Consider the following 12,576-nt stretch of genomic DNA (forward strand, 5'->3'; position numbering starts at 1 on the left):
AAGTAATTTAATCTTCATATGCAATACGAGAGGCGAAATCATGATCTTCAATATTCAGCGTTACTCTACCCACGATGGCCCCGGTATTAGAACCGTGGTGTTCCTGAAAGGCTGCTCGCTGGGCTGTCGCTGGTGCCAGAACCCGGAAAGCCGCTCCCGCAGCCGGGACGTGCTGTTTGACCCGCGCCTGTGCCTTGACGGCTGCGACCTGTGCCAGCAGGCGGCACCGGGCTGTATCGAACGCGCGCTGAATGGCCTGGTTATCCACCGCGAGAAGCTTGATGAAGCCACGCTCTACGCCCTTACCGACTGCTGCCCGACGCAGGCGCTGACCGTCTGCGGTGAAGAGCAGCAGGTCGAGGAGATCATGGCGACCGTACTGCGCGATAAACCCTTCTACGACCGCAGCGGCGGCGGGATCACCCTCTCCGGCGGCGAGCCGTTTATGAACCCTGAGCTGGCGCACGCCCTGTTTAAAGCCAGCCACGAACAGGGGATCCACACCGCCGTGGAAACCTGCCTTCACGTGCCGTGGCACTATATCGAGCCGTCATTACCGTACGTCGATCTGTTCCTCGCCGACCTGAAGCACGTCGACGGTGAGGTGTTCAAACAGTGGACGGACGGTTCGGCTAAGCGGATCCTGGATAACCTGAAACGCCTTGCCGTCGCCGGAAAAAAAATCACCATCCGCGTGCCGCTGATCCAGGGCTTTAACGCTGACGAAGCGTCCATCACCGCCATTACCAACTTCGCCGCCGACGAGCTCGGCGTCGACGATATTCATTTTCTGCCGTATCACACGCTGGGCATGAACAAATACACCCTGCTCGGCCAACCTTACTCTGCCCCTGACAAACCGCTGGATAACCCTGCCCTGCTGGACTTCGCGCAGCAATACGCCTGCCAGAAAGGGTTAACCGCGACCTTACGAGGATAAACCTATGACGACCCTGAATCTCAACACCCTCAGCGAGCGCATTAAGGCGCACAAAACGGCGCTGGTGCATATCGTTAAGCCGCCGGTCTGTACCGAGCGCGCCCAGCATTACACCGAAATGTACCAGCAGCACATGGACAAGCCGATCCCGGTACGCCGCGCTCTGGCGCTGGCGCATCACCTGGCTGAGCGTACCATCTGGATCAAACACGACGAGCTGATTATCGGTAACCAGGCAAGCGAAGTGCGCGCCGCGCCGATTTTCCCGGAATACACCGTATCCTGGATTGAGAAAGAGATTGACGATCTGGCGGACCGCCCGGGCGCGGGCTTTGCGGTGAGCGAAGAGAACAAGCGCGTGCTGCACGACATCTGCCCGTGGTGGCGCGGCCAGACGGTGCAGGACCGCTGCTATGGCATGTTCACCGACGAGCAGAAAGGCCTGCTGGAAACCGGCATTATCAAAGCCGAAGGCAACATGACCTCCGGCGACGCGCACCTGGCCGTTAACTTCCCGCTGGTGCTGGAGAAAGGCCTCGACGGCCTGCGCGCTAAGGTGGCCGAGCGCCGCACGCGCATCAACCTGACGGTGCTGGAAGACCTGCACGGCGATCAGTTCCTGAAGGCGATCGATATCGTGCTGGAAGCCGTAAGCCTGCACATCAAACGCTTTGCCGATCTGGCGCGTGAAATGGCGTCCACCGAAACCCGCGAAAGCCGCCGCGACGAGCTGCTGGCGATGGCGGAAAACTGCGACATCATTGCCCACGAGCCGCCAAAAACCTTCTGGCAGGCGCTGCAGCTGTGCTACTTCATTCAGCTGATCCTGCAGATTGAGTCAAACGGCCACTCCGTCTCCTTCGCGCGTATGGACCAGTATCTCTATCCGTACTACCGCCGCGACGTCGAGTTGAACCAGAGCCTCGACCGCGAACACGCTATCGAGCTGCTGCACAGCTGCTGGCTGAAGCTGCTGGAAGTGAACAAAATCCGCTCCGGCTCGCACTCCAAGGCTTCCGCCGGTAGCCCGCTGTACCAGAACGTCACCATCGGCGGCCAGAAGCTGGTCAACGGTGAGCCGATGGACGCGGTGAACCCGCTCTCCTACGCGATTCTGGAATCGTGCGGTCGCCTGCGCTCCACCCAGCCAAACCTGAGCGTGCGCTACCACGCGGGCATGAGCAACGACTTCCTCGACGCCTGCGTGCAGGTGATCCGCTGCGGCTTCGGGATGCCCGCGTTCAACAACGATGAAATCGTCATTCCGGAATTCATCAAGCTCGGCGTTGAACGAGACGACGCCTACGACTACGCGGCCATCGGCTGTATCGAAACCGCGGTGGGCGGCAAGTGGGGCTATCGCTGCACCGGCATGAGCTTTATCAACTTCGCCCGCGTGATGCTGGCCGCGCTGGAAGGCGGCCGCGACGCCACCAGCGGCAAGGTGTTCCTGCCGCAGGAGAAAGCGCTCTCCGCCGGTAACTTCGACAACTTCGACGAAGTGATGGCGGCGTGGGACAGCCAGATCCGCTACTACACCCGCAAATCTATCGAGATTGAGTACGTGGTGGATACCATGCTGGAAGAGAACGTCCACGACATTCTCTGCTCGGCGCTGGTGGACGACTGCATCGAGCGCGCGAAAAGCATCAAGCAGGGCGGCGCGAAGTACGACTGGGTCTCCGGCCTGCAGGTGGGCATCGCTAACCTCGGCAACAGCCTGGCTGCAGTGAAAAAGCTGGTGTTCGAACAGGGCACTATTGGTCAACAGCAGCTGGCGGCGGCGCTGGCGGATGACTTCGACGGGCTGACCCACGAGCAGCTGCGTCAGCGCCTGATCAACGGCGCGCCGAAGTACGGCAACGACGACGACAGCGTGGACATGCTGCTGACGCGCGCCTATCAGACCTACATCGAAGAGCTGAAGCAGTACCACAACCCGCGCTACGGCCGCGGCCCGATTGGAGGTAACTACTACGCGGGCACCTCTTCCATCTCCGCAAACGTGCCGTTTGGCGCGGCAACGATGGCCACGCCGGACGGACGTAAGGCGCACACCCCGCTGGCGGAAGGAGCAAGCCCGGCCTCCGGTACGGACCACCTCGGCCCGACGGCGGTAATTGGCTCGGTGGGTAAACTGCCGACGGAAGCGATTCTCGGCGGCGTGCTGCTGAACCAGAAGCTGAACCCGTCGACGCTGGAAAACGACAGCGATCGCCAGAAGCTAATGGTGCTGCTGCGCACCTTCTTCGAGGTGCATAAAGGCTGGCATATCCAGTACAACATCGTCTCGCGCGAAACGCTGCTGCAAGCGAAGAAACATCCTGACCAGTATCGTGACCTGGTGGTGCGCGTCGCGGGCTACTCGGCGTTCTTCACCGCCCTGTCGCCGGATGCGCAGGACGATATTATCGCCCGTACTGAGCATACGCTGTAACGGCATATCCCCTCACCCCGCCCCTCTCCCACGGGGAGAGGGAGAAAACACTAACAACGGCAACCACGGTTGCCGTTTTGCTTTTACTTTCGAATGAAATTAAATTTGTGCTCCCCGTCACCTTGTTATTAGAATGTTTCAAAACGCAGTGACCCAGGAGCACAGTATGACCGTTAAAGTTATCGTCACCGATATGGACGGAACTTTCCTTGATGATGCCAAGCAGTACGATCGTGACCGCTTCCAGGCACAGTTTGAACAGCTTAAAGCCCGCGATATTGAATTCGTTGTCGCCAGCGGCAACCAGTATTACCAGCTCATCTCCTTCTTTCCGGCGCTGAAAGACAGGATCTCCTTCGTGGCGGAAAACGGCGCGCTGGTGTTCGATCGCGGCGAACAAATTTTCCACGGCGAGCTGACGCGTCATGAATCGCAGATCGTGATTGGCGAACTGCTGAAGGACAAAGGGCTGAACTTCGTGGCCTGCGGGCTGGAGAGCGCCTGGGTCAGCGACCAGGCTCCTGAAGAATTCGTGGCGCTGATGTCAAAGCACTATCACCGCTTAAAGCGCATCAGCGATTACCGCGAAATTGACGACGTACTGTTTAAGTTCTCCCTGAACCTGCCGGACAGCGATATCCCTAATCTGGTGGATAAACTGCACGTCTCCCTGGACGGCATCATGAAGCCGGTCACCAGCGGCTTTGGATTCGTGGATTTGATTATCCCCGGCCTGCACAAGGCCAACGGCATTAGCCGTCTGCTGAAACGCTGGAAAATCTCCCCGCAGGAGTGCGTGGCCATTGGCGACAGCGGCAACGATGCCGAGATGCTTAAGCTGGTGAAATATTCCTTTGCGATGGGCAACGCGGCAGAGAGCATCAAAGAAATCAGCCGCTACGGCACCGACGACAACAACCATCAGGGCGCGCTGAACGTCATCCAGGCCGTGCTCGACAACCATTCCCCGTTCGACGTCTGATCCTTTCCTCGCCGGAGCGTCGCTCCGGCCTCTCACTCTTTTTCCGTCCTGTGGCTTGCGTCAAGTTTTTAAACTTGCATTAACTTATTTTTAACTTAAAGTATCACTTGTAGACACTTTTACTTTCGAATGAAAGATGCGAGGCAGTTATGACCTTTACCAGTGAAACTTTGCCAGCGGATCACAAAGCGGCAATCCGTCAGTTAAAACGTGAGCTGCGCGCGCAGATCGGCGACGTGCAGGCAGTGTTTAATAAGCTCAGCGACAAAATTGCCACCCGCGTGGCGGAAATCAACGCGCTTAAGAACAAAGGTGAATCCGTCTGGCCGGTGATCCCGTTTGCGGATGTGAAAAACGGCACCATTACCGACTCACAGCGCGAGGCCGTTAAACGCCGCGGCTGCGCGGTGATTAAAGGTCACTTCCCGCGCGAGCAGGCGCTGGCGTGGGATCAGTCGATGCTCGACTACCTCGATCTGAATAAGTTTGACGAGGTCTACAAAGGCCCGGGCGATAACTTCTTCGGCACCCTGACGGCCTCTCGTCCGGAGATTTACCCGATTTACTGGTCTCAGGCGCAGATGCAGGCGCGCCAGAGCGAAGAGATGGCGCAGGTGCAGTCGTTCCTGAACCGTTTATGGACATTCGAGAGCAACGGCAAGCAGTGGTTCAACCCGGACGTGAGCGTGATTTACCCGGACCGTATCCGCCGCCGCCCGCCGGGAACGACCTCGAAAGGACTGGGCGCGCATACCGACTCCGGCGCGCTGGAGCGCTGGCTGCTTCCGGCTTATCAACAGGTGTTCGCCCGCGTGTTTGACGGCAACGTCGAGAAATACGATCCGTGGAACGCCGCGCACCGTACCGAAGTGGAAGAGTACACCGTCGATAACACCACCAAATGCTCGGTGTTCCGCACCTTCCAGGGCTGGACGGCGCTGTCGGATATGATCCCAGGTCAGGGGCTGCTGCACGTGGTGCCAATCCCGGAAGCGATGGCCTACATTCTGCTGCGGCCGCTGCTGGACGACGTGCCGGAAGACGAGCTGTGCGGCGTGGCGCCGGGGCGCGTCCTGCCGGTTTCAGAGAAATGGCACCCGCTGCTGATCGAGGCGCTGACCAGCATTCCGGCACTCGATGCGGGCGATTCCGTGTGGTGGCACTGCGATGTGATCCATTCCGTCGCGCCGGTGGAAAATCAGCAGGGCTGGGGCAACGTGATGTACATTCCTGCCGCGCCGATGTGCGAGAAAAACCTCGCCTACGCGAAAAAGGTCAAGGAAGCGCTTGAAACCGGCGCGTCGCCGGGAGACTTCCCGCGCGAGGATTATGAAAAAAGCTGGCAGGACCGCTTTACCGTGAACGATCTCAACATCCACGGTAAGCGCGCGCTGGGCATGGTTTAACTGTCGTACAGCCCTTCCCGCTCCACGGCGGTGCGTCGTTTCCCCTGACGTATCCGCCGTACCGATTCCCGCACGGCCAGCGTGCCGTTAAGCAGCAAGGTTCCCACCGGCGCGTCCGGGCGCATCAGCCGCTGCTGGAGCATATATACCGCTTCGGTTCCCAGCTCATCGCGCGGAACGTGCACCGCCGTTAATGGAACATCCTGAATCGCCGCCAGGTTAAAGCCGTCAATGCTCATCACCGACACGTCCTGCGGCACGCGCAGGCCGTGGTTTTGTAATGCGCTAATGGTGCCCGCCGCCATAAAGTCGCCGCCGACCAGGAACGCGGTCGGTAAATCCTTCCCCTGCACTTCACTGAGCCAGCCGCTGACCATCTGTTCCGTTTCGCGCGCGCTGAAGCTGGGCACTACAAGCAGATCGCGTTTATCGTTGAATTTCATGTTGTGAGACTGCCACGCGTCGCGGATCCCCGCCAGGCGCAGCTCCATGGTGTAGCGGCGCAGGCACAGCACGTTCATCACCTCACGGTGTCCCATCTCGAACAGATATTCCGCCGCCCGCTCGCCGATAGCGCGATGATCCGGCGCGACGGCAGGCAGACGCATGTGCCGGTCGCGGCAGTTAATCAGCATGCAGGGTTTACCCACGTCCACCGCCAGATCGTGGATATGGGGATCGTCGATGCCAAGAAGGATTGCCGCCTGAGTGTCCGCTTCGTTCATGCGTGCCAGAAACAGCTGGGCGTCGCTGTCGTTCTCCTCCAGCGCGCAGTAGCGAAGACGCACATCGTGGGACGCCAGGCCTTTACTCACGCTCTGGATCACGCGGTAGTAAAAGATGTCGGACCGCTCGTCAAACGCCCGCTGCGGGGCAAAAACCACCAGGCTGTTAAGCAGCAGACGCCCTGCCGCCATGCCGTCCATCACCCCCAGCTCCCGCGCGCACGCCAGCACCTTTGCGCGCGCTTTTTCACTGGTATTCGCTTTTCCCGCCAGCACTCGCGACACGGTGCTGATCGAGAGCTGCGTCCGGGCCGCGATTTCGGTGATTTTTAGCCTTTTGTCCATTTTGTGATCTGGCTCCATTTGCGGAATGAAAAAATTTTCATAGCGTATTGGTCAGACAATAGCTGACATAAAGGCCATCATGCCAGAGGGTATACGTCAGTTATGAGAAATTTTGCACAAAATCCACTTTTGCCCACTCATTTTCTTCCTTAAGGTGAACTTGTCACACAACTTCCATACTAGTTGTATACCAACTTAAGCATTTTAAACGGATATAAATCAAAGGCATAAAAATCCGTGTGACACCTGAACCTCCGTCCCCTTACCGTCCGTCTTGTGGAGAGTAAAATGAGTCAGGACATCAATAACACCGTAGCGACAAGCAAAACCCGTCGCGTCATCAAGAACCTGCGCTGGTACGTGCTGGTGCTGTTCTTACTTGGCGTCACCGTTAACTACATCACCCGTAACTCACTCGGGATCCTCGCCCCGGAACTGAAAGAGAGCCTCGGGATCACCACCGAGCAATACTCCTGGATCGTCGGTGCGTTCCAGATCGCCTATACCATTTTCCAGCCCCTGTGCGGCTGGCTGATTGACGTCATCGGCCTGAAGATTGGCTTTATGGTCTGCGCCGGGATCTGGGCGCTGATGTGTATTTTTCACGCGGGCGCCGGAAGCTGGCTGCACCTCGCTATTCTGCGCTTCTTTATGGGTGCCTCTGAGGCCGCCGCTACCCCGGCAAACGCCAAAACCATCGGCGAATGGTTCCCGAAATCAGAGCGACCCGTTGCCGCCGGCTGGGCGGGCGTAGGCTTCTCCATCGGCGCGATGCTGGCCCCGCCCATCATCTATTTCGCTCACGCGTCGTTCGGCTGGCAGGGCGCATTTATGTTTACCGGCGTGCTGGCGCTGCTGTGGGTGATCCTGTGGTGGGCGTTCTACCACAACCCGGAGCAGCACCCGAACCTGAGCAAGGACGAGCTGGCGTTCATCAAGCAGGATAACGAACCGCCTGCGGTGAGACTGCCCTTCCTGACCGCGCTGAAAACCGTCTCGAAAAACAAACGCTTTTACGGTATCGCCATCCCGGCCTTTATGGCGGAACCGGCCTGGGCAGTGCTGAGCTTCTGGGTGCCGCTGTATCTCGCCAAAGAGCACGGCATGGATCTGAAGCAGATTGCGATGTTTGCCTGGCTTCCGTTCCTCGCCGCCGACCTCGGCAGCGTGGCGAGCGGCTACCTGACGCGTCTGTTCACCCGTCTGTTCGGCTGCTCGCGCGTTAACTCGGTCGTTGCCAGCTCCGTGACGGGCGCGTTCCTGATGATCTCGCTGGGCATCGTGGCCATTACCCGCGACCCGTATATCACCATCGTGCTGATCTCCATCGGCGGCTTCGGGCACCAGATTATCTCCTGCATGCTGAGCGCCCTGGTCGTTGAGTCGTTCGACAAAGGCCAGATGGCGACCGTCAACGGCATGCGCGGCTCGGCGGCGTGGATCGCCAGCTTCCTGTTCTCGCTGTTAATCGGTGTGACCGCCGACAAAATCGGCTTTAACCCGCTCTTTATTGCCATGGGCTTCTTTGACCTGATTGGCGCTGTCTTCCTGGTAGCATTTATTGCTGAACGTCGCGCCAAGCGCGCCTGATAGTGGATGTATTGCATATGAAAACCCTGAAAAACTGGACCCTTGATACGCAGTCGGCAAACCATCTGGAACTGCTGGTCGATAACCAGCACCGCCTGTGCCTGTATGTGCTGGAAGAGAACCTGTTCCGCGTGCTGATCAAACGCAAAGGCGAGCTGGCGCTGGACCGCACCTGGAGCATCGCGCCGGAAAAAGACGTGCCGTGGGAAGGCCGCCGTCGTGACGATATAAGCGGTTTCTCCTGCCCGGCCTGGACCCTGACGCAGCAGGAAGAGACGCTCACCGTGGCAACCGAACAGCTGCGCGTAACGGTCCACCAGCCGCTGTGGCTGGAGTGGCACTACCGCAATGAGGCGGGCGAGTGGCAGCCGCTGGTCAACGACCGTCCAACCAGCGCCTACCTGCTGAACGCCCACGGCGACGGCGTGGCGCACTACCTCAGCCGCCGCAAGGACGAGCGTTTCTATGGCCTGGGCGAAAAAGCGGGCGATCTGCAGCGCAACGGCAAGCGGTATGAGATGCGTAACCTCGACGCAATGGGGTACAACGCGGCCAGCACCGACCCGCTCTACAAGCATATTCCGTTCACCATCGCCCGCCGCGACGACGTCAGCTACGGCCTGTTCTATGACAACCTGAGCAGCTGCTGGCTGGATCTGGGTAACGAAATCGACAACTACCACACCGCCTATCGTCGCTGGCAGGCGGAAGCGGGCGATATCGATTACTACATCTTTACCGGCACGCGCGTGCTGGACGTCACCAAAGCCTTCGTGCGCCTGACCGGGAAAACGCTGTTCGGACCGAAATGGAGCCTGGGCTACAGCGGCTCGACCATGCACTACACCGACGCGCCGGACGCCCAGAACCAGCTGATGAACTTCATCCGCCTGTGCGAAGAACACGCCATTCCGTGCGACTCGTTCCAGCTCTCCTCCGGCTATACCTCTATCAACGGCAAGCGCTACGTCTTCAACTGGAACTATGACAAGGTGCCGCAGCCGAAGGTGATGAGCCAGGCCTTCCACGACGCGGGGCTGAAGCTGGCGGCAAACATCAAGCCGTGCCTGCTGCAGGACCATCCGCGCTATAACGAAGTGGCGGAGAGCGGCCTGTTCATTCGCGATTCAGAAACCGATGCACCGGAACGTTCCAGCTTCTGGGATGACGAAGGCTCGCACCTCGACTTTACCAACCCGCAGACGGTGCAGTGGTGGCAGAACGGCGTCACCACGCAGCTGCTGGAGATGGGCATCGACTCCACCTGGAACGACAACAACGAGTACGAAGTGTGGGACGGGGAGGCGCGCTGCTTTGGCTTCGGCAAGGAGATTGCCATCAAGCACATTCGCCCGGTGATGCCGCTGCTGATGATGCGCGCCTCGCTAGAAGCGCAGCAGCGTTTCGCGCCGGAAAAACGTCCGTATCTCATCTCCCGCTCCGGCTGCGCCGGGATGCAGCGCTACGTTCAGACCTGGAGCGGCGACAACCGCACCAGCTGGGACACCCTGCGCTATAACATCCGCATGGGGCTGGGCATGAGCCTGTCCGGCCTGTTCAACGTCGGCCACGACGTCGGCGGTTTCTCCGGCGACAAACCGGACGCCGAGCTGTTCGTGCGCTGGGTGCAGAACGGCGTGATGCACCCGCGCTTTACCATTCACTCGTGGAACGATGACCACACCGTAAACGAGCCGTGGATGTACCCGGGCGTCACGCCAGCCATTCGCGGTGCGGTTGAGCTGCGCTACCGCCTGCTGCCGTACCTCTATACCCTGCTCTGGCAGGCGCATGCCGACGACGAGCCGATGCTGCGCCCGACCTTCCTCGACCACGAGCACGATGCGCAGACGTTTGAGGAGTGCGATGACTTCCTGCTGGGCCGCGACCTGCTGGTGGCAAGCGTCGTCGAAGCCGGGCAGCGCGAGCGACGCGTCTGGCTGCCGGATAACGACACCGGCTGGTATGATTTTTACACCCACGCGTGGTATGCGGGCAGCCAGTCGATTGTCCTCGACGCGCCGCTGGAAAAACTGCCGCTGCTGGTGCGCGCCGGTGCCGGTCTTCCGCTGAGCGAACGCATCACGCATGTGAGTACCGAAAAAGATACGACCCGTGAGCTGAAGCTGTTCCCGGTGAAGGGCGTCGGCACGACCACCGGAATACTGTTTGAAGACGACGGCGAAAGCTGGGGCTACCAGAACGGCAACGCGCTGTGGGTGGAGTGGGAAATGGTGTGCGACGGAGCAACCATCAACCTGAAGGTCAACGCGCGCGGGGATTATCGTCCGGCGTGGAAATCGCTTAAGGTGTCGCTGCCTGCAGGGGAAAAACGTACGCTGCTGGTGAACGGGGTCGAAGGGGGCGAGTGGGTGGTCTAGTGCGGCCTGATGCCCTCACCCTAACCCTCTCCCACGGGGAGAGGGAACAGAACGTAGGCCGGGTAAGGCGAAGCCGCCACCCGGCTTTTTTTTAGTTCTCGATACCTTTACTGCGCAGGTAATCTTCGTAATTACCGGTGAAGTCCACCACGCGCTCTGGCGTAATTTCGATCACGCGGGTCGCCAGCGAGCTGACGAACTCACGGTCGTGAGAGACGAAGATCAGGGTACCCTGATACATCTCCAGCGCCATGTTCAGGGATTCGATAGATTCCATGTCCAGGTGGTTAGTCGGTTCGTCCATCACCAGGATGTTTGGTTTTTCCATCATCAGCTTGCCGAACAGCATGCGGCCCTTCTCACCACCGGAGAGCACCTTAGCCGGCTTTTTGATGTCGTCCTGGCTGAACAGCAGACGACCCAGAATGCTGCGTACCGCCTGCTCGTCATCGCCTTCCTGCTTCCACTGGCTCATCCAGTCGAAGACGGTGAGGTCGTTTTCGAACTCATATTCATGGTCCTGCGCGTAGTAGCCAATCTGCGCGTTTTCAGACCACTTCACGGTGCCGTTGTCCGGCTGCAGTTCGCCGACCAGGGTTTTCAGCATGGTGGATTTACCCACGCCGTTGGCACCGAGGATGGCAATCTTCTCGCCCACTTCCAGCAGCAGGTTGAATTTTTTAAACAGCGGACCGTTCTCAAAGCCTTTTTCAAGGGCTTCCACTTCCAGCGCGTTACGGAACAGCTTCTTGTCCTGCTCGAAGCGGATGAACGGGTTCTGACGGCTGGAGGCTTTGACTTCGTCCAGCTTGATTTTGTCGATCTGACGGGCACGCGAGGTCGCCTGACGCGACTTAGAGGCGTTGGCGCTAAAGCGGCTGACGAAGGACTGCAGGTCAGCAATCTGCGCTTTCTTCTTGGCGTTATCCGCCAGCAGACGTTCACGCGCCTGGGTAGCCGCCGTCATGTACTCGTCGTAGTTGCCCGGATAAACGCGCAGCTCGCCGTAGTCCAGATCCGCCATGTGCGTACAGACCATGTTCAGGAAGTGACGGTCGTGCGAGATGATGATCATGGTGCTGTCGCGATCGTTCAGCGTCTGCTCCAGCCAGCGGATGGTGTCGATGTCCAGGTTGTTCGTCGGTTCGTCGAGCAGCAGGATGTCCGGGTTAGAGAACAGCGCCTGTGCCAGCAGCACGCGCAGCTTCCAGCCCGGCGCAACTTCGCTCATCGGGCCGTAATGTTGTTCGACAGGAATGCCCACGCCCAGCAGCAGCTCGCCCGCGCGCGCTTCCGCCGAGTAGCCGTCCATCTCGCCGTACTGCGTTTCCAGATCGGCTACTTTATAGCCGTCTTCTTCGCTCATTTCGGCCAGCGCGTAGATGCGATCGCGCTCCTGCTTCACTTCCCACAGTTCCCCATGCCCCATGATCACGGTGTCGAGCACGGTGAACTCTTCGAAGGCGAACTGATCCTGACGCAGCTTACCGATACGCTCGTTAGGGTCGAGCGATACGTTACCGAGCGTCGGCTCCAGGTCACCGCCGAGGATCTTCATAAAGGTGGATTTTCCGCTACCGTTGGCACCAATCAGGCCGTAACGGTTGCCGCCGCCAAATTTGACGGAAATGTTTTCGAACAGCGGCTTACTGCCAAACTGCATAGTGACGTTGCTGGTAACTAACACGGGGAGATTCCTGCGAAAAGTGTGATAAACACGGCATTATGCCACAATTCCGAATTGAGATCCCGTGTTGCGGCAATCCACTA

Annotated in this window: 8 protein-coding genes; 6 read left to right on the plus strand and 2 right to left on the minus strand. The window is 59.1% G+C overall.

Translation table 11 applies throughout. From position 1 onward, the window contains the following. Positions 1-40 precede the first annotated feature (40 nt). The 4 genes from AC27FC_RS13270 (at position 41) to AC27FC_RS13285 (ending at position 5,765) form a co-directional block, all read left to right on the plus strand. The gene (locus tag AC27FC_RS13270) at positions 41-940 is read left to right on the plus strand and encodes a glycyl-radical enzyme activating protein (protein ID WP_094934341.1); all 900 of its coding nucleotides are present in this window, start codon (positions 41-43) and stop codon (positions 938-940) included. 4 nt (positions 941-944) lie between these two features. Next, complete coding sequence (locus AC27FC_RS13275) at positions 945-3,377, plus strand: formate C-acetyltransferase/glycerol dehydratase family glycyl radical enzyme (protein WP_196354682.1); 2,433 nt, start codon at positions 945-947, stop codon at positions 3,375-3,377. Between the two features lie 166 nt (positions 3,378-3,543). Then, positions 3,544-4,359, plus strand: a complete 816-nt coding sequence (locus tag AC27FC_RS13280) for a Cof-type HAD-IIB family hydrolase (protein WP_047061452.1) — start codon at positions 3,544-3,546, stop codon at positions 4,357-4,359. Between the two features lie 149 nt (positions 4,360-4,508). Then, positions 4,509-5,765 (plus strand): DUF1479 domain-containing protein, encoded by a 1,257-nt coding sequence (locus AC27FC_RS13285; protein ID WP_058841671.1) that lies wholly within the window; start codon positions 4,509-4,511, stop codon positions 5,763-5,765. Here the strand turns inward: AC27FC_RS13285 and AC27FC_RS13290 are convergent. Further along, positions 5,762-6,835 (minus strand): LacI family DNA-binding transcriptional regulator, encoded by a 1,074-nt coding sequence (locus AC27FC_RS13290; protein WP_094934344.1) that lies wholly within the window; start codon positions 6,833-6,835, stop codon positions 5,762-5,764. The two genes, AC27FC_RS13285 and AC27FC_RS13290, sit on opposite strands and share 4 nt — an antisense overlap. A 288-nt stretch (positions 6,836-7,123) precedes the next feature. Here AC27FC_RS13290 and AC27FC_RS13295 point away from each other — a divergent pair, with 288 nt between their 5' ends. Together AC27FC_RS13295 and AC27FC_RS13300 are read left to right on the plus strand one after the other, a co-directional pair. Continuing rightward, positions 7,124-8,425 (plus strand): MFS transporter, encoded by a 1,302-nt coding sequence (locus AC27FC_RS13295; RefSeq protein ID WP_094934345.1) that lies wholly within the window; start codon positions 7,124-7,126, stop codon positions 8,423-8,425. Between the two features lie 17 nt (positions 8,426-8,442). Beyond that, the gene (locus AC27FC_RS13300) at positions 8,443-10,806 is read left to right on the plus strand and encodes a glycoside hydrolase family 31 protein (RefSeq protein WP_487160230.1); all 2,364 of its coding nucleotides are present in this window, start codon (positions 8,443-8,445) and stop codon (positions 10,804-10,806) included. A 91-nt stretch (positions 10,807-10,897) separates the two neighbouring features. On the opposite strand, the gene AC27FC_RS13305 is transcribed toward AC27FC_RS13300, so the two are convergent. After that, a complete protein-coding gene (locus AC27FC_RS13305) occupies positions 10,898-12,493 on the minus strand; it encodes an ABC-F family ATPase (RefSeq protein ID WP_039261438.1) in 1,596 nt (531 codons plus the stop codon). Between the last annotated feature and the right edge of the window lie 83 nt (positions 12,494-12,576).

The organism is Enterobacter sp. C3_dUdeg, assembly GCF_057536195.1.

Excerpts from the sequence above, each read along its gene's own strand:
- AC27FC_RS13270 (WP_094934341.1), top strand. The coding sequence starts at position 41 with ATGATCTTCAATATTCAGCGTTACTCTACCCACGATGGCCCCGGTATT.
- AC27FC_RS13275 (WP_196354682.1), top strand. The coding sequence starts at position 945 with ATGACGACCCTGAATCTCAACACCCTCAGCGAGCGCATTAAGGCGCAC.
- AC27FC_RS13280 (WP_047061452.1), top strand. The coding sequence starts at position 3,544 with ATGACCGTTAAAGTTATCGTCACCGATATGGACGGAACTTTCCTTGAT.
- AC27FC_RS13285 (WP_058841671.1), top strand. The coding sequence starts at position 4,509 with ATGACCTTTACCAGTGAAACTTTGCCAGCGGATCACAAAGCGGCAATC.
- AC27FC_RS13290 (WP_094934344.1), bottom strand. The coding sequence starts at position 6,835 with ATGGACAAAAGGCTAAAAATCACCGAAATCGCGGCCCGGACGCAGCTC.
- AC27FC_RS13295 (WP_094934345.1), top strand. The coding sequence starts at position 7,124 with ATGAGTCAGGACATCAATAACACCGTAGCGACAAGCAAAACCCGTCGC.
- AC27FC_RS13300 (WP_487160230.1), top strand. The coding sequence starts at position 8,443 with ATGAAAACCCTGAAAAACTGGACCCTTGATACGCAGTCGGCAAACCAT.